General features: G+C 68.7%; 17 protein-coding genes and 1 pseudogene. 5 read left to right on the forward strand and 13 right to left on the reverse strand.

The window, feature by feature from the left end; genetic code table 11:
* A complete protein-coding gene (locus AC6CH6_RS02080; protein WP_133411281.1) occupies positions 1-768 on the forward strand; it encodes an ABC transporter ATP-binding protein in 768 nt (255 codons plus the stop codon).
* Between the two features lie 103 nt (positions 769-871).
* Here AC6CH6_RS02080 and AC6CH6_RS02085 read toward each other — a convergent pair whose 3' ends face one another.
* Entirely contained in the window at positions 872-2,923 is a 2,052-nt protein-coding gene (locus AC6CH6_RS02085) for a DUF6541 family protein (protein ID WP_498253862.1), read from the reverse strand.
* Positions 2,924-3,066: 143 nt separating this feature from the next.
* Between AC6CH6_RS02085 and AC6CH6_RS02090 the strand changes: the two genes are divergently transcribed.
* The gene (locus tag AC6CH6_RS02090) at positions 3,067-3,732 is read left to right on the forward strand and encodes a glycosyltransferase family 2 protein (protein ID WP_240722694.1); all 666 of its coding nucleotides are present in this window, start codon (positions 3,067-3,069) and stop codon (positions 3,730-3,732) included.
* Positions 3,733-3,772: 40 nt separating this feature from the next.
* On the forward strand, positions 3,773-4,189 hold the full coding sequence (locus AC6CH6_RS02095) for a DUF2304 domain-containing protein (protein ID WP_109243504.1): 417 nt from the start codon (positions 3,773-3,775) through the stop codon (positions 4,187-4,189).
* Between the two features lie 16 nt (positions 4,190-4,205).
* Here the strand turns inward: AC6CH6_RS02095 and AC6CH6_RS02100 are convergent, their stop codons facing one another.
* Positions 4,206-5,153, reverse strand: a complete 948-nt coding sequence (locus tag AC6CH6_RS02100) for a glycerophosphodiester phosphodiesterase family protein (RefSeq protein WP_498253863.1) — start codon at positions 5,151-5,153, stop codon at positions 4,206-4,208.
* Positions 5,154-5,493: 340 nt separating this feature from the next.
* On the opposite strand from AC6CH6_RS02100, the pseudogene AC6CH6_RS02105 reads away from it, so the two are divergent.
* Positions 5,494-6,414 (forward strand): annotated as a pseudogene (locus AC6CH6_RS02105) (TadA family conjugal transfer-associated ATPase); the annotation flags it as partial.
* 694 nt (positions 6,415-7,108) lie between these two features.
* Entirely contained in the window at positions 7,109-7,396 is a 288-nt protein-coding gene (locus AC6CH6_RS02110; RefSeq protein ID WP_498253864.1) for a hypothetical protein, read from the forward strand.
* Between the two features lie 248 nt (positions 7,397-7,644).
* Here the strand turns inward: AC6CH6_RS02110 and AC6CH6_RS02115 are convergent, their stop codons facing one another.
* From AC6CH6_RS02115 to AC6CH6_RS02165, 11 genes are all read right to left on the reverse strand, one after another.
* A complete protein-coding gene (locus tag AC6CH6_RS02115) occupies positions 7,645-8,349 on the reverse strand; it encodes a hypothetical protein (protein ID WP_498253865.1) in 705 nt (234 codons plus the stop codon).
* Positions 8,350-8,643: 294 nt separating this feature from the next.
* Positions 8,644-9,060, reverse strand: a complete 417-nt coding sequence (locus tag AC6CH6_RS02120; protein ID WP_498253866.1) for a hypothetical protein — start codon at positions 9,058-9,060, stop codon at positions 8,644-8,646.
* Between the two features lie 65 nt (positions 9,061-9,125).
* A complete protein-coding gene (locus AC6CH6_RS02125; protein WP_498253867.1) occupies positions 9,126-9,977 on the reverse strand; it encodes a phage major capsid protein in 852 nt (283 codons plus the stop codon).
* 143 nt (positions 9,978-10,120) lie between these two features.
* Entirely contained in the window at positions 10,121-11,026 is a 906-nt protein-coding gene (locus AC6CH6_RS02130) for a hypothetical protein (protein ID WP_498253868.1), read from the reverse strand.
* 25 nt (positions 11,027-11,051) lie between these two features.
* Entirely contained in the window at positions 11,052-11,525 is a 474-nt protein-coding gene (locus AC6CH6_RS02135; protein WP_498253869.1) for a hypothetical protein, read from the reverse strand.
* Positions 11,522-11,872, reverse strand: coding sequence for a hypothetical protein (locus AC6CH6_RS02140; protein WP_498253870.1), 351 nt, complete (start codon positions 11,870-11,872; stop codon positions 11,522-11,524). Before AC6CH6_RS02140 ends, AC6CH6_RS02135 begins: the two co-directional genes overlap by 4 nt.
* 256 nt (positions 11,873-12,128) lie before the next feature.
* The gene (locus AC6CH6_RS02145) at positions 12,129-12,539 is read right to left on the reverse strand and encodes a hypothetical protein (RefSeq protein ID WP_498253871.1); all 411 of its coding nucleotides are present in this window, start codon (positions 12,537-12,539) and stop codon (positions 12,129-12,131) included.
* Positions 12,536-13,984, reverse strand: a complete 1,449-nt coding sequence (locus AC6CH6_RS02150; protein ID WP_498253872.1) for a hypothetical protein — start codon at positions 13,982-13,984, stop codon at positions 12,536-12,538. The genes AC6CH6_RS02145 and AC6CH6_RS02150 overlap by 4 nt, the downstream gene beginning before the upstream one ends.
* Positions 13,981-14,439, reverse strand: coding sequence for a hypothetical protein (locus AC6CH6_RS02155; protein WP_498253873.1), 459 nt, complete (start codon positions 14,437-14,439; stop codon positions 13,981-13,983). The genes AC6CH6_RS02150 and AC6CH6_RS02155 overlap by 4 nt, the downstream gene beginning before the upstream one ends.
* 151 nt (positions 14,440-14,590) lie before the next feature.
* Positions 14,591-14,815: a helix-turn-helix transcriptional regulator gene (locus AC6CH6_RS02160; protein WP_498253874.1), complete on the reverse strand. Its 225-nt coding sequence runs from the start codon at positions 14,813-14,815 to the stop codon at positions 14,591-14,593.
* 255 nt (positions 14,816-15,070) lie between these two features.
* On the reverse strand, positions 15,071-16,465 hold the full coding sequence (locus AC6CH6_RS02165) for a recombinase family protein (RefSeq protein WP_498253875.1): 1,395 nt from the start codon (positions 16,463-16,465) through the stop codon (positions 15,071-15,073).
* Positions 16,466-16,468 lie beyond the last annotated feature (3 nt).

Below are 16,468 nucleotides of genomic sequence, written 5' to 3' on the forward strand. Positions count from 1 at the left end.
ATGAGCACCGACCGCACCACCCCGCCGGCCGAGCCCGCGGTGGTGGCCGAGCACCTGGCCAAGGAGTTCTCGCTCCGCCACGCCCGTTCCCTCAAGGAGACGGTGATGTGGCTCGCGCGGGGGCGGCGCCAGGACATCTCCAACCGCTTCCGGGCCCTCGAGGACCTCAGCCTCAGCATCCGGCCGGGGGAGAGCGTGGCGCTCGTGGGGCTCAACGGCTCCGGGAAATCCACGTTCCTCAAGCTGGTCTCCGGTGTGATGAGCCCCGACGGGGGCTCGCTCGTGGTCAACGGGCGCGTGGCCGGGCTGATCGAGGTCGGCGCCGGCTTCCACCCCGACCTCACCGGCCGCGACAACGTGTACCTCAACGGCGCGATCCTCGGCATGTCCAAGGAGGACATCGACCGGAAGTTCGACCAGATCGTGGCGTTCTCCGAGATCGAGCAGTTCATCGACACCGAGGTGAAGTTCTACTCGTCCGGCATGTACCTGCGCCTGGCCTTCGCCGTGGCGGTGTTCACCGACCCGGACATCTTCATCATCGACGAGATCCTCTCGGTGGGCGACGAGCCCTTCCAGCGCAAGAGCCTGGGCCGGGTCAAGGAGCTCTCCGAGGAGGGCAAGACGCTGCTCGTCGTCAGCCACGACTTCGACGTGGTCCGCAAGGTCTGCGACCGCGGGGTGTGGATCGAGCACGGCCGGGTCCGCAGCGACGGGCCCATCGACGAGGTGATCGAGCAGTTCCGCGCCGCGGAGAACGCCGGCTGACGATCCTTCCTGCCCGCGCCCCGGGGACGACGACGGGCCGCCCGGCTCCGCGAGGAACCGGACGGCCCGTCGTCCGTCGCAGGACGGGGGGCCCGCCGCAGGATCAGGCGCCGTCGCAGCCGACGATCTCGTAGAGCGCGGCCTGCCCGTTGCGCTCGACCAGCACCAGGTTCAGGTCCACGGCCGGGTCCACGGCGTTGACCCCGGTGTAGGCGAGGGCGGACGGCTCGTCCGGGATGATGAACTGGGTCCCGAAGTCCAGGACGTAGCGGACGTCGAGCTCCTCGGCGGCCTCGCACGCGGGACTGCCGGGGACGGCGGCGTCGATGCCCGTCACGATCTCCCGCACCTCCGGGCCGGGCGTCCCCACGTGGTACTGGGTGACGGGCCGCTCACCGACCGCGAACGCCAGGGAGCCGCCGTTCCACGGGTTGACGGCGATGACGTCCTCGGGGTCCGTGAGCTCGTCGAGGTCCTCCAGGAGCTCGTACTCGTCCCGGGTCAGCACGCTCTCGGCGCCCTCCCACGCGTAGTACTGCTTGCCCCACCGCGTGGCCTGGGTGAGGGACCCGACCTGGGAGTAGGGGACCACGAGGGCGAGCACCACGACGGCCGCGACGGGAAGGGCGGCGCGGGCGGCCCGGGGCCGGCCGGCGAACGAGGCGAACGCCGTGGCGCCGGCCGCCAGGCCCTCCACCACGTGCGCGGCGCCGAGGGCGGCGAGGGGGACCGCGGTCAGCGGGAGGGTCGCCGCCAGGCGGTAGGAGTCCACGTACCAGCCCCCGGTCAACCACTCCCGCCAGGGGCCCTCCTCCCCACCGGCGGAGACCGCGTACAGGAGCACGAGCGACAGGTGCCCCAGCACCAGCCAGCGCAGCCGGCGGCGGCTGATCGCGGCGTAGACCCCCGCCGCGGTCAGCACCACGAGCACCCACGGGACGTCGTCGCGGCCGTTCGCCGTGAGCACGACGGCCTCGCCCACGCCCCGGCCGAAGGACGTGAAGGGGTCCCACGCGCGGTCCGTGGTCAGGACGTTCCACAGGAGCAGCCACGTGGTGACCACGACGACCGCGACCGCCGCGAGCCCGAGGGCGGGACCACGGCGCCCGGCGCCCGCGGCCGCCCGCAGCCCGAGCCACCACGCCGTGGCCGCCAGGGGGACCGCGACCACGAGCAGGGCGAGGAACGCGTTGGGCTGGGAGACGAACAGCGCGCCGAGGGTGACCACCAGGCTGGCGGCCAGCCGGACCCGGCCGGCCGCGTCCGGGGTGCGCGCCGTCCGGTCCGCGCTCACCCCGGGGCCGAGCAGCCGCACGAGCAGGCCGAGGGACACGGGGGCGAGCGCCAGGGCGAGGATGTTGGGGAAGAGCGGCCCCCAGGCCATCAGGCCCAGCGGGAAGACGCTGAACCCGGCGGCGGCCGTGCCGGCGACCACGGCCGCCACGGGGGACGGGCCGACGAGGCAGCGGACCAGGAAGATGCACGAGGCCGGCCAGACGAGCCCGCCCACCGCGAGCAGCGTCAGGTTGTGGGCCACGAGCACACTGTCGCCGGCCAGGGGCACCGAGAGGGACGCCAGCTGGTGCCACGCCGCGGGGTACAGCGCGATGGTGCTCTCCGGGCTGACCATCCGGTTCAAAGTCAGGGTCGAGCCGTTGCCGGTCTCGACGACGTAGCGGATGGCGTTGAGGTGGAAGATGTTGTCCCAGCGCTGGGCCATCGCCTCCGGGTGTCCGATCACGGACACCATCCGGCGCACCAGCAGCACCGCCCCGATCGCCAGCCCGGCGGCCGCGCCCGCCGGGAAGAGCCAGCGGCCCGCGCCGCCGGAGCGCTCCGCCGGGTCGGCCGGGTCCGCACCGGCGTCGTGCGGGCCGGGCGCGTGGCCGCCCCGGGGGAGGAGCCGGCCGACCAGCCACGCCAGCGCCGCCAGGACCACCGCGGCGGCCACCTGGGTGAGCGCGCCGTAGGGGATGCCCGCCAGGTCCAGGACCACGCCCGTGAGCCCGACGACGGCGACGCTGAAGACCGGTGCCGTCAGCAGGATCCGGCCCCCGCGCTGCCCGAAGGCCCACAGCAGCGCCAGCCCCGGCAGCCACAGGAACGCCAGCAGGACCAGGAACGCCGGCAGATGGGGTCCCCAGTCCGTCAGCACGTCGGTCCTGCGGGGCTCTGCCTGGCAGCGGGCACGGTCTTGTCCTCACGGTGGGGGGAAGGGTCGGGTCGATCATAGCGGCCGGCCCGGGTCCGGCCGCCGAGCTGACGGGCGGGTCCGGCGCGCTGTGCGAGAATGTCCGGGTGAGTCGTTCGTGGATCGTCATGCCCGTGTACAACGAGGCGGCCGTCGTGGGAGAGGTGCTGAAGGAGCTCCGGAAGACCTTCCCGCACGTCGTCTGCGTCGACGACGGATCCTCCGACGACTCGGCCCGGATCTGCGCCGAGGCCGGCGCCGTCGTCGTCCAGCACCCCATCAACCTGGGGCAGGGAGCGGCGCTGCAGACCGGTTTCGAGTACGCCCTGCAGGACCCCGGAATGGACTGCGTGGTCACCTTCGACTCCGACGGCCAGCACCGCGTGACCGACGCGTGGGACATGGTCGAGCGGATCCGCTCGGGCGAGGCCGAGGTCGTGCTGGGCTCCCGCTTCCTCGACGGGCGCACCCGGATCTCCCCGCTCAAGCGGGTCGTGCTGCGCACCGCCGCGTTCTTCTCGAAGCTGTCCACCGGCATGGACCTCTCCGACGCCCACAACGGGCTGCGCGCCATCGACCGGGGCACCCTGACCCGCATCCGGCTGACCCAGAACCGGATGGCGCACGCCTCGGAGATCGTCAACCAGCTGGCCGACATCCGGCCCCGCTGGGTCGAGCACCCGGTGGAGATCATCTACACGGACTACTCGAAGTCCAAGGGGCAGTCGCTGCTCAACGGCGTGAACATCCTCGCCGAGCTGTTCGTCAAGTAGTCCGCACCCAGTCCGCACCGTCGAAGGGAAGAGCCGTCCGATGATCTACGCCGTCCAGATCCTGCTGGTCCTGGCCGTGGGCTACGGCGCGCTCGCCCTGATCCGCGGCGGGGCCAACGCGAAGCACCAGGCGATCCGCCGCGTGGTGGGCCTGGCCTTCTTCGTCTTCGCGGCGCTGTCCATCTTCTTCCCCGACCTGCTCACGGGCGTGGCCCATTTCTTCGGGATCGGACGCGGCACCGACCTCGTCCTGTACGGCTTCGTGGTGATCTTCATGATCACCCAGGCCACCTCCGCGCTGCGCAACCGCCAGCAGGAGGTCAACGTGACCCGGCTGGCCCGGCACATCGCCGTCGCCGAGGCGGAGCGGCCCTGGGCCCCGGCCCCGGAGCACGCCCAGCGCGCCTCGGTGCGGGACTTCGCCGAGACCTCTCCGGCGCAGCGCCCCGCGGCCTGACCGGCCCCGGCGCGGATCAGGCCTCCCGGAGCACCCGGGACAGCAGGTCCGGCCGGTCCGTCATGACGCCGTCCACCCCCCACCCCAGCAGACGGCGCATGTCGTCCTCCCGGTCGATGGTCCAGACGTCCACCCGCAGACCCGCCTGCTGGGCGCTGCGCACGAGTCCGGGCGTGAGCACGCGCAGGCCCAGGAGCGAGTCCGGCGGTTGCAGGCCCTGGAACGGGAGCGTGTGGTGCTGGTGCCGGCCCAGCAGGCACAGCAGCCGGAAGGCCGCGAACTCCGTGGGGGAGGCCGCCGTGGGCACCGCTCCGCCCGAGACCTGCCGGAACCGCCGGATCGAGGCCGTGCGGTTCGTCGCGACGAGCGTGCGCTCCTGGGCACCTGCCGCCCGGACGGCCCGCCAGACGATCTCCTCGGCGCCGGGACGGTTGCCCTTGAGCTCGATCGCCACGGGGTGCTCGGGGAACGCCTCGTAGACCTCCGCGAGCGTGGGGACGTGCACCCCGCGCCCCCGCCACGGGAAGGTCCCGCCGTCGAGGGTGAACGCGTGCCCGGCGTCCAGGCGCTGGAGCTCCGCGGCGGACATCAGCGCGACGGCGCCGGTCCCGTCCGTGGTGCGGTCCACCGTGAGGTCGTGCATCAGCACGGCCGTGCCGTCGGCGGAGGCCTGCACGTCGAGCTCCAGCACCACGTCCCCGAGGGCCGCGGCGGCCCGGAACGCCTCGAGGGTGTTCTCCGGGGCGACCTCGGCGCCGCCCCGGTGCGCGAAGACGGCCGGCCAGTCCCGGGGCACGGCTGCCCTCGGGACCGGCGACGGGGCCACCAGGTGCCGGCCGAGGGCCGCTCCGGCCGCGCTCGTGAGCAGGTTTCCGGCGTAGGGGACGCCCGCGCGGAGCAACGCCCGGAGACGAGCGGCGACGTCGGGGCGTGTGCCGTCCTGCTCGGTGGTCACATGGGTCACGGCGGTCCTTGCGATCGGGGGCAGCGCGTGCGGCACGGGGGTGCCGTGACGCGGACGCCCGGTGGGGAGCGTGTTCGCCCGCCCACCCTACGGCCCGGCGGCCCGGCCTGCACGCCCTCTCAGGACGGGGCCCTCGCCGACCTGCTTTCATGCGCCCGCATCCTGTGACACTTCATGTGTTTCCGGACGGGAACAACGTCGCAGGTCAGCGACGGCTGTCCACAGGAGCCCGCGCGGGGGTTGTGGGGACGACATCGGATCGGCCTATGTTCCTGTGCATGCGCTCCGGGGGGAGCGCCGCCGGCGCGGATCCCGCGCCGGGGAACGCGCAGGGGGACGGATGACGGCACTGCTCTCCGAGGACGCGCTCGGGCTGGTCGAGGCCGAGGTGCGCGAGCTCATCCGGCGCCGCGGCCTGGACCCGGTGCTCGAGCTGGAGCGGACCCGGGAGCTGGTGGACGCCGCGGTGCGCGACTACGACCAGCGCTCGGCGCGCGGGGTGCTGCCGGCCCTGGCGGACCTGGACGCCGCCCGGCGGGTGCTGCTGGACCTGGTCGCCGGGTTCGGCCCGCTGCAGCCGCTGCTCGACGACCCGCGGATCGAGGAGATCTGGATCAACGGCCCCGCGGAGGTCTACGCCGCCCGCGGCGGGGAGTCCGAGCTGACGAGCCTCGTGCTGACCGAGGCCCAGATCCGCAACCTGGTGGAGCGGATGCTCAAGTCCTCGGGCCGTCGCCTGGACCTGTCCTCCCCGTTCGTGGACGCGGCGCTGCCGGACGGGTCCCGGCTGCACGTGGTGATCCCCGACGTGACGCGCCGGCACTGGGCCGTGAACATCCGCAAGTTCGTGGCCCGGGCCCGGCGCCTGGACGATCTCGTGGAGCTGGGCGCGCTGCCGCCGCGCGCCGCGCGCTTCCTCGACGCGGCCGTGGCCAGCGGGCTCAACGTCCTCGTCTCCGGCGCCACGCAGGCGGGCAAGACCACGCTGCTGAACTGTCTGTGCGCCTCGATCGGCCCCCGGGAGCGGGTGGTGACGGTCGAGGAGATCTTCGAGCTGCAGGTCCCGCTGCGCGACGTCGTGGGGATGCAGTGCCGTCAGCCCAATCTCGAGGGCACCGGCGAGATCCCCCTGCGCCGGCTCGTCAAGGAGGCGCTGCGGATGCGCCCGGACCGGCTCGTGGTCGGGGAGGTCCGGGAGGCGGAGAGCCTGGACATGCTCATCGCGCTCAACAGCGGGCTGCCCTCATACCGTCGCACTCACCACAAGAGAAACCCCCGCAAGGTTGCAGCCTCCGGGGGTCGTGGAGCAACAGCGACCACAACCGCCGTGCTCATGTCCAGGCTATGACAACTCCCTGACATCCGTACAGCCGTCCGTCGAGCTGGTTGCTCCGGGCGGCTTCTCCGTTTCACCGTCTGCGCCCCGCAGACACCGCCCAACGCGGCGAAGGCAACCCCGCGTAATCAACACCGCCAGCCGACGGAGACACAGGGCACACAGTCCTGGCGAGCTGATCCTCGCACCGCGGCCCTCCCCGGGTTAGAGCCGGTTCTCACAGTCGAGCACGCAGACAGGGGCCGTCACCGGGTCGAGCAATCGCCGGGATCGAAGGAGTGCCAAGCCCTACAGCGACCAAATGTCGCCGGAGCTGCGTGCACATGCCGCCACTGCCCACGAGTAACGCCGTGGGCCGCGCTACCGGTCACGCAGTGACCCCCATACGGCCGTCTCCGAAGTCTCGGGCTGGACGCCAGCGCGCCTCTACCGCTCCTCACGCCGGGAGCGTTAGAGGCACACCCCTGCCCGCCAACCGAGCAACCGAGCCCCAGGCTGGCCCGGCGTTGCCGTTGAGTCCACTCCCACAGACCACCCCAGCAAGTAGGCGGACAGCAGAAAAGACAGCACGAGCGTCGGGAAGTCCCGAGCACTGCCCCACAGACAGGAGAACGTCACCATGAGCAACAACATCCCGCAGCAACCGCACCCGGCCACCGTTCCCGCTGACCGATGCCAGCGCACCGCCGACCAGCTCGTGGCCGGTGCCGCCGAGCTGGAGACACGAGTCGTAGCAGTCACGGAGTGGCTTGAAGAACGTGGCGACCATCAGGTGGACCCGGACAGCTTTGAGGCCGGTTACCGGGCCGCCTTGCTCATCGTCCGGCGTGAACTCCTGGCCGACGCCGAGCACCTGCGGCGCCTGGCGGGAATTCCCCGCGGGGAAGTCCGACCACCCATGAGCTGAACCCCGGAGGCCTACCCCGTATCGCCTGGCGAGCTTAGCGTTACAGTCGCCGGAGCGCCGTGGCCGCCTCGACCCTGGCAGGCCCAGGCGCGCCGCCGGAGGCCGCCGCTAGCCCGTGAGCGGGCCGCTGAGGGCTCCCAGGGCGCACGTTGACGCCCAGGACCCAGACCTGTCGGCAGCCCGAGCGCCTATGCCTGGCGATCCCGGGGCGCGGGGCCCCCCGGGGATGCCCCCTGGTGGCGACATACTCACTTCGGAGGGTCGAAGCTTTCCTCTTTTTGGGGATCCCACTCTTGAAGCATGGCAAGGAGGGATGCAGCCGATATCTCCACTAACTCCAAACCTAGATTCAGGTCATGTTCGCGGTCGTAGTCTGAGAGCCAAAGAAGGAAGTGAAGGAATATAAGCGCGGAGTTGTGAAGCAGAATAAGAGAATTTGCCGTGTATTTCGGGTAAAGCGTAATACCTGCACCATACTCTGTCGCTTTTTCTCCGAGTAGCGCAATTGACTCCAGAGTAGATGAGTGAGCGATTCCTGAATATTCGCCATACAGTCGCTTCAGTTCCACTCGCATATGTGTGACCTGAGGGGTTTGCCCCAACAGTCGACCGAGAGGTTTCGGGCCGTCCAGTTCCTGCAACCGCGCATAGATTTCCATCTGCTTCCGGTGCAAAGTGGTGCCTTCGATCAGTTCTGAGTTTGTGGCGCATTCGATGACAATGAACTGGGTGCGGATATATGAGACGACAAGACCTAACCTGTATCGATCAGCATCCCCGTGCGCGTGCCATTCTCCTTCTAGAGCTCGGATGGTTTCGAGGAGAGCCTCATGCATAAACTTGGAGCAGTAGTATGCACCGGGGTTTTGAAAAAATCGTGTACGTGATTCATCGCGCCATAACTCGCGATTAGCGTAGTAGGCCTTGACTGCCTCGTCGATACTTTCGGTCATGGTCTTACGGTGCCACATTGCCCCCTTGAGCCGGGCTCGCAGAGCGTATATCGCAAGCCCGTGTCGCCAACGGACATGGTCGACGACAAGGATCGACTCACTCAGTTCGTTGCGGTCGATAGGCATCACGCCCAAAGTTGGGCCGCGACACGGCGACGGAGAGGGAGAACGCAAAGGCGTGGGCAACATGACGCGGATTCCCACCCGGCCGAAGGTGAAGCTTGCAGTGACGCCAGTGCCTGCCGGCCTCCTATCGGACTCGGATCGCGGGCTAACTGATCGGAGATAGGAAGATCAGTTAGATATGAGATCACTCCTAAACTGGTCTCTCAGCTCTATTAGTTGGTCTTCGACTCCGTCGTACTCCTCCCCAGGTTCAAGATCTTCGACGCCCCAGAATATGGCCAGAGTCCCGAATGCTTCATCGAACGCTTCGGGAGTTCCGACCAAGTCCACGGCGACAATTTGGGACTGCAGTTTGGATATGCACGAATTCAGTGTGTCGGGATCCTCTTGGTGGTCCCAAAAACAATTATTCGCGGTCGAAGCGAATTCCGAATAGGCAACTAGCTGTTGATCCCTCAACCACTTCTCGTGTTCCGTCCTATCCTGAAACCAGTTAGTGGCAAAGGCGACCATCACTGCAACTGCAGCACTAACAAGAGCGCTGATGCCCACTGTTAACCAACTGGCTTTTTCCTTCGTGCTCATGCTCTAGGTCCTAACATCATTGTTCGTTAGGTCCATGCTAAGCCTGGACTTGATGATGCCGTGGCCTAGGCGACTGCCCCAAGGCTGATCCGAGTTACGGCCGCCGGATGGGAGAACGCGAACGCGGCCCGCAGCATGGCCCGGATCGCCACCCGGTCACTCGTGAAGAACGCTGAGCTGTCGGAGCGCACGTCGACGTCCTGCCGGACGCCGATCACTGCGCGACCCTGGGGAATGCCCCAGATGGTGCCCGCCGTGACCGCCGGGGAAGTCAGCAGCGGGATGCCGTCGATGCGCAGCTGCCCGGCCTCGGTGGCGTCCGGGGACAGCAGGCGCTTGGCGGACGTGCTGGTCTCCTTCAGGGTGGCGATGTCCTCGGCGTCGTCGGGGTGGGCGACGAACCCGGACAGCCGCGCGCCGACGTTGGCGGCGCGGAAGCGGGCCACGGAGAAGGCGTCGAGGTCGCTCAAAGTCGCGGGCGCTTCGATAACCGTGACCCCCTGGAGGTCCTCCAGCCCGGCTGGAGCCTTGGGGGTGGCGGCGTTGGAACCGAAGAACGCGGCGTCGAGCTTGCGCGCCAGGTCGCGCACCAGCCCTTCCCCGATCTGCTCGGCCGCGGCCGGGTCCGTGTCCTCGGCCAGCTCCCGGGAGACGACCGTGAGCCCGGCCAGCTTGCGGTACGCGGCTTCGACTTCGCCCAGCTCGGCCTCGGACAGCGGGATTTCCTCGCCCTCGTTGACCCAGGCGGCGGACGGATCGGCGGTCACGAGCGGGACCCGGAGCGCGTTGCCGGTGAGACCCGTCCTGTAGGCGGCGACCTGGGCCGCAATGGAACCCGTGCCGACGGGCTGCACCACCAGGTCAAGGATGTCCTGGGGAAGCCAGGCACGGGGGGTGGTAGTCGTGGAAGTGGTCATGAGAAAGCTCCCTGCGGTTGTGCGGATATGGTGCGTGGGACCGGGTGGGCCACCAGGGCCGGTATCCGTGCTCCCGCAGGGAGCCAGTAAGGGGCGTGAGTCCTCCAACCAGGGAGGGAATCCACGTTCCTTATTGTACTTCCCTACTTCCGTGGGACGCTATAAATGGCGCGTGAGTATAGCTCTCCTTGTTTGTACGACGAATCTCTGATTTCAACCTCAACGGAAGACATGCCGTCGTTCAGAACAGCATCGAATAGTGCTTGTTCGTCCTCGTAGTACCGCCCCGGCAGAACACCGACCGTTTGCCCTTGAAATTTGAACTCCAGTCGAGGACTACCCGCGTACTTGCCTCGTTCCTCCGTCATGCTCACGATGTCCACCATGACGATTGCTTCATCGCGTCCCGCGGCCGCGGCACGCAAGCCGTCTTGAAACTTTCCTTGCTCCTTGAGCACAGTTTTGTGCGGCACTGGCTCGGACAGGGTGAGGCTCTCGCGTTTCTCCGGCGTGGCACGGAACCAGGCATCAAGTCGTTCCGGGTGCGGAACCATGAGGGTGACGCGAGTGCGCGTTGTCGCATCCGACGCGGGGCCGCCGATGGTGAACGAGTTTTCCTGATGCGTACTTGCGGTAGCCACTACACGAGTCCCTCGTGGCGCTACACGACGAAGGACGGCCAGCAGTTCGTCTTGTTGCTGATTGACCCCAGCAATCCGCTCACCGCCGTAAAAAATCTGAACCTTTTGCCAGTCGCCCTGGGGTCGGAGCACGAGCTCAACGTCAACGTCACCAGGGTAAGGGACTTTGGCTATGGCGTCCTCGAAATAGTGGGACCCTGCGCACCGCAGGCCGGGTTCTGCGACAGGCAGGCGAAGCGTTTTCTTTTCACGTGCCGGAGGTGCCTCGGGGGTCGGCGTGGGATCCTCGGTAGTCGGTGCCGGTGCAGAAGCGTTTTTCTTTTTCCACTTGAAGAGAGCCATGTTGGAAGCGTAGGGCAGCGGATTTACAAATGCACTGTGAGAGGACAGATGTTGCGTGTTGATCACCTGTCCTCCCACAGCGCTTGTGGCCTTACCCCTGGAGCTTGTCTGCCCAACTCGACCGCGCAGCGGGACGTTCCCCGCCCGGGGCCAGCAGAGGTGCCGACGGAGCGACCATGGGCGGGCGGAGGTTGAACCGTTCCCGCACCGCACCGGCCGCGGCGACCAGGGCATCGCGGTCCACCGTGCCGTCAGGGCCGATGAACTCGCCGGGCTCATGCGCCAGCGCGAAGACCTCTGCGGGGACCTCCAGGGCGTTGAGCTCCCGGGCGACGGCGGCGGACTGGAGAGCGGTCACCTGGGCGCGGGAAGCCGTCAGGTCGGCCTCGGCGGCGCGCAGCCGCGTCCGGTACTTCGCCGCCTCCCGGTTTCCCTTCTCGCTCTGAGCGCCCTCCTGCGCCTCCTGTTCCTCCTGCGCGTCCTCGGGGGCGTCCTGCGGCTCCTCAGTGGGCTCCTGCGGCTCCTGCGCGGAGTCCTGGGGCTGTTCGGTGTCAGTCGTCGTCATGCTGCTTCTCCTTCGGGGGTGGTGATCGGTGTGGTGGCCGCCAGGGCGTCGGCGGCGTTCAGGTGCCCACCGACCTCCCTCGCCCAGTACCCGCCCGCGGCGTGCACGACCGTCACCGCACCCGGGGGCAGGGCCGTGCCGGTGACGGCGGCCCACAGGGCGGCCTCGGTGGCCGTAGCCGGCCGAGTGAACGGCGGGCGGGTGTCCGTGGTCCGGTCACTGTCGGCGGCCTGCGTGGCGTCGTCAGCGGCCCGCAGCAGGCAGCGCAGCGGCACATGCGCCCACCGCCAACCGTCCAACCAGGGGCCGCCACAGTCAGGGCAGGTGGGGACTACGGGGGTGCTCATGGGCGGGTTCCTTCCGTGAGGGCGGCGCGCACCCGTTCCAGCTCGGCGCGCACCTGGGCGAGTTCGGACTGGGCGATGAGATGGCGGCGTTCAGCTGCACGGGCACGCTCCCGCCAGTGGTCCCGGGCAGAGTTCGCCAACTGGACCGTGTGGCGGGCTTCCTTCGCCCGCTGCTCCCACCGGCGGGCGTTGCCCTTCCAATCCTTCAAGAGCTTCGCCATGTGCGAGGGCCCCGGCTTCGGGGCGACCGTTGTGCTCACCGCTTCGCCATGTCGGCGGCGTGGACGTGGCGGGCGGATTCGACAGTTACCGTCGCCGGGGGGAAGTGCGGGCGGGCCTCGAAGGCCAGGTGCGGCAGCCCCGTACCCCACCGCTGCGGAGGCAGGGCCAGCGCCACGATCAGCACCAGGCGCCCGGCCGGGTCGGCGGCAATCCACTCACCCACGGCCGGGCTGGTGGTCGTGGTCCGGCGGCCCGCCTCCAACTGGGTCCAGGCGTAAGCGCGGGAAGTGGTCACTGACAGCAGCGGGGTGGCGTCCAGCAGGTCGGGGCGGGCCACGGCCCGCACGGGCAGCGCGCGCACCAGTTCGGCGGTCAAGGCCTGCCCATCCAGGAGGGCGCGGACCATCCCGCCAGGGGCGGAGAACGTCTCGATATAGGGGGTCATGCGGCGGTCTCACTCTCTGCGGTAGTGGCGTGATCGGGGCAAAGCTTCGCGCCGGGGGTGGCCGAGGCAGTACAGCCGTAGTGGAGGCAGAACAGGGGCGGTCCGGAAACGTCAGTAGGGGTGTGGAGCCCTTCAAGGCCCTTCTTTGTGTCCATGTGTGCATGGACTGACTTTTCCGGACCGCCCTCGTGCGGCGTGGATCCGGCCTTCCACGCCACCACGGCAACCGCATCGAGCTGATCCACCACAGCCACGTCCACCTCGGCGGCGACTTCGTGACGCCATGTCTGTCCAACCTCGCGGCCGGAATTGTCCAGGCGAGGCTCGGAGTCATGCGTCAGCAGCCCGAGAGCGGTCAGCTCATCGACCTTCCGCCGCACCGTTGACTTGGGTTTCTGCAAGTGCTGGGCGACACGGGTGTACGTCGTCCCGGGGTCAACCTGCACACAACGCAGGGCGGACAGCCGCAGCGGGGGAATGGAGTCATGCGCGACGCGCAGGGCGGCGTTGATGGCCTCGTGCTCGGTGCCACCGATCGCGAGCAACCCGCGGGCGACCTGGGCGAGCATCTTGGCGAACCGTGTAGGCGCCTCGGGCTGGCCGACATCGATGACTTCCCCGCGGTTGTCGTGTTCCACGGCGGTCCGCGCAAGAGTCACGAGGTCGGCGGCGTGGAGCAGCGGGTCCCACATCCATTCGGGGAGGGGCACGTCGGTGTTGACCTGGGCGAGTACCTGCCCGGCGACCTGGGCGAGCTCGTGACGCATGGCGGTTTCGTGTCCGACGTTCGCCAATGCCTGCCGCCCGGAGGCGAGCCGGTCGCGACTGGAGTCCGTGCGGACCAGGGCGAACCTGTCGCCCATGGCGGCGATCACGCCGTGGTGCTGGTCGTAGGCGGTGGTGGCGGCCCCGATCAGGGTCAACCGGCCTTCCCAGGCGAGGGTGCGGCCGCCGTCGACTCCGATGTTGCGAGTCCACCTGCCGTCGTAGATTTCGCGCAGTGCGGCGAGGACAGCGGCCCGGGTGTCGCGGTTCATGGACAGGATCGTGGTGAAGTCCTTCAGGACGAGAGTGCCGTGGTCTCCGATCTTCCGGAGCAGTCCGCCGGTGGCGTCCTTGGCCTGTTCCTTCTTGGCGGTGCCCGACAGCAGCGCACCTTCGGAGGCGATCGCGGATTCCACGTAGGCTCCGGCTCCTGCCAGTGGTGCCACGGTTTCTGTCTTGGCGTTCCCGGCGCCCGAGATGAGGATGGTCCACACCGGGTCGCCGTCGAGGTGCTGCACTGCTGCCGTGGCGAGCACGATGTCCAGCGCCTGAAGGTCGTAGGAGGCCCCCAGCCAGCGGGTGAACGTGGTGTGAGCGTGGTCCAGGGGGCGCCCGCCCTCCAAGTCGGCGCCGAACGGGTTGGCAGGGTCGAACGCGGGTGAGTCGGTCCAGTGCGTCATGCCACCCACCCCCTGCCGTGCTGGGCGGGCTGGCCGGTGAAGAAGTCCACGGGCCCGCCCCGGTAGGTGGACTGCCGGGCGTGTTCGGCGGCAGCGTTCCGGGCAGTGACCGCATCCAGGCCCTTGCCGATTTCCTTCGCACGGTCCCGGTGCTCGGTGTCCGGGGCGGCGTACTGGGCATCGATGGCGCGGCGCTCTCCGGTGCGTCCGGCCTGTTCTCCACCGCGGGCGGCCGCAGCGATCAGCGGGGCGTCCTCGGCGCCACGGTCGAGGTATCCGGCGGCGTAGCCGGCCCACCAATCCGCCGAAGCTTCCGGGGCCGTGGTCGTGTGACGGCAGATAGACTGGTGGGTGACGGTCGGCTCTGCGTCGCCGTCGAAGTTTCCTGAAACGAGCCCCGCGCCGTGGACCCCCAAGTTCACCGGCGCGGGGTTCGTGCTGTCTCCGGGGTTCACGCGGCCGCGCCCCCGTCCGTGGACGTCGGGCGCAGCAGCATGGACACGCGGTCGAGCTGGTCAGCGGTCAGCGGCGGCCACTGAGCGGCCAGCGTGGCCGCATGGGCAGTGATGGCTTTCGCTGATGCCGACGACAGGCGGCCGGGGGCGGTCATGCCGCGACCCCGTTCTGCTCAGCGACGGGCTGTGCCAGGGCGACGACTTCCGCCAGATCGAAGCGGACCGCTTTGGGCCCCGTGCGGTACTTAGTCAGATACCCGGCCCGTGCGCGTCGTTCAATGGTGCGTTCGGAGACGCTGAGGCGTTTTGCCGCTTCGCTTTTCAGGATGAGATTCGGGGCCGTTTTGCTGGCCTGGGGTACGGGAAAGGGTCCCATCGTGGAGTCCTCGCAGGTTGGTTTACCTGCACGGCTCCGCGACTCATAGGGACCGCTCGGCCGGTCCGGTCACGCGATGTGCTTTTTGCCTTGGCACGCTTTGGTGTTTGTTTCCCGCGCTCACGATCCCGAGCTGATCCCACGCGGCTACGTCGTAAAGAATAGCGACAGTTTACGACGCCTGCAATTCCCCTAATGTCTCCCAATTGTCGGAGAGGCGACAAATTGTCTCAAAGTGGCCGCAATGGTGGTTATTTACCCCTCAACCATCCGCGGCGTGATTGTCACAGTAGTTGGGTCGAATATTTTGCTGTGCACGCGACCCATCGGATGCACGGTGACGGTCATGAGCGAGTCGATCACGGCGCGGCGCGTCTCCAGGCTGGCGGCCTCCCATTGGGCTTGTACGTCCCCGCCGGACAGCATGTCAGCGACCGCGGGGGAGGGCTGCGCGGCAGCCACCGCGGCGGCGTTGGCGGCAAGCTTGTCCTGGATGCGGGCGGTGATGGTCGCCAACTGCGCCCCGGTGATGTCCCCGTCCGCGAACTGGTCAGCGGCGCTTTCGAGGCGTTGCCGCAGCGTCACAGATTCCGCGGTCAGCGGCCCCAAGTCGGTGCCCTTCCCTCGGGCCAGGACGGCGGTCGCGTCCGGGCGGGACAAAATGCCCACAACAGTTTCCGTGACCAGATGCTCAATCGGCGCCGCGTCGCGGACAGGGTGCCCCGGCCCACCGCCCACCTTTTCGCACCGGTACACCGTCCGCTTGGAGCCGTCCCGGTTGCTCGCTGATGCTGACTTCATCCGCGCTCCGCAGTAACCGCACCGTGCCAGCCCTGCGAGCAGGTGCTTGATCCGGTTCGATTGCGACTTGCGCCGTGTCGGATTCATCAACTTGTGGCGGACGGCTTCCCACTCGTCCCGGAGGAGCAGGGCAGGGAACTCGGACGGCCCGAGGACTTCGCCGTACAAGCTGGCGAGCCCGGCGGTGCGGGGCCGCAAGAGAATCTGCCGCAGGGTGGCGTAGCTGAACGGGCGCCCGGTGCGGGTCTTGACGCCGCGGGCGTTCATGTCCTGGATGATCGACCCCAGGGACTTGCCCATGAGCACCGCCTGAGCGGCTCGCTGTACCTCAGCGGCCTCGGACTTCACCAGGCGCGGATGCCCGTCCACGATCTCCCAGCCGAACGGCACGAGCCCACCCGTGAACTTCCCGTCCTTGGCGGCCTGGTGCATGGCCCGTTTCACACGATCAGCTTTGTGTTCGGATTCGTACCGCGCGGTTGCTCCAAGCATCCGGGCGACCATGCGCCCCGAGGGCGTCGCCAGGTCGAGGGCCCCGGCGCGAACGGAATGCGTGGTGATGTTGTGCCTCTCGGCCAGGTCGATATACCGCTCCAGCTCCCGCGGGGAACGGTGCAGCCGGTCGGTATGCCAACACAGCACGCCGTCCACACCCCCGGACTCCAGGGTGCGCAGCATGTCCTCGTAGGCGGGGCGGCGGCGGCCGTTGAACGCGGACACGTCGTTGTCGGTGAATACCCGCACCACGTCCCAACCCAGCCGCCCGGCCAGTTCCCGGCAGTCCTCGGTCTGGCGTTCTACTCCGAGCCCAGCCCCAGCGCGGTCCTGACTGATGCGGGCGTAGATCACAGC

Source organism: Kocuria sp. GQ42 (assembly GCF_059758435.1).

Coding starts and splice junctions, on each gene's coding strand:
- AC6CH6_RS02115 (WP_498253865.1), bottom strand. CDS start 8,349: ATGACCGAAAGTATCGACGAGGCAGTCAAGGCCTACTACGCTAATCGC.
- AC6CH6_RS02135 (WP_498253869.1), bottom strand. CDS start 11,525: ATGACGACGACTGACACCGAACAGCCCCAGGACTCCGCGCAGGAGCCG.
- AC6CH6_RS02125 (WP_498253867.1), bottom strand. CDS start 9,977: ATGACCACTTCCACGACTACCACCCCCCGTGCCTGGCTTCCCCAGGAC.
- AC6CH6_RS02145 (WP_498253871.1), bottom strand. CDS start 12,539: ATGACCCCCTATATCGAGACGTTCTCCGCCCCTGGCGGGATGGTCCGC.
- AC6CH6_RS02110 (WP_498253864.1), top strand. CDS start 7,109: ATGAGCAACAACATCCCGCAGCAACCGCACCCGGCCACCGTTCCCGCT.
- AC6CH6_RS02120 (WP_498253866.1), bottom strand. CDS start 9,060: ATGAGCACGAAGGAAAAAGCCAGTTGGTTAACAGTGGGCATCAGCGCT.
- AC6CH6_RS02150 (WP_498253872.1), bottom strand. CDS start 13,984: ATGACGCACTGGACCGACTCACCCGCGTTCGACCCTGCCAACCCGTTC.
- AC6CH6_RS02095 (WP_109243504.1), top strand. CDS start 3,773: ATGATCTACGCCGTCCAGATCCTGCTGGTCCTGGCCGTGGGCTACGGC.
- AC6CH6_RS02140 (WP_498253870.1), bottom strand. CDS start 11,872: ATGAGCACCCCCGTAGTCCCCACCTGCCCTGACTGTGGCGGCCCCTGG.
- AC6CH6_RS02160 (WP_498253874.1), bottom strand. CDS start 14,815: ATGGGACCCTTTCCCGTACCCCAGGCCAGCAAAACGGCCCCGAATCTC.
- AC6CH6_RS02080 (WP_133411281.1), top strand. CDS start 1: ATGAGCACCGACCGCACCACCCCGCCGGCCGAGCCCGCGGTGGTGGCC.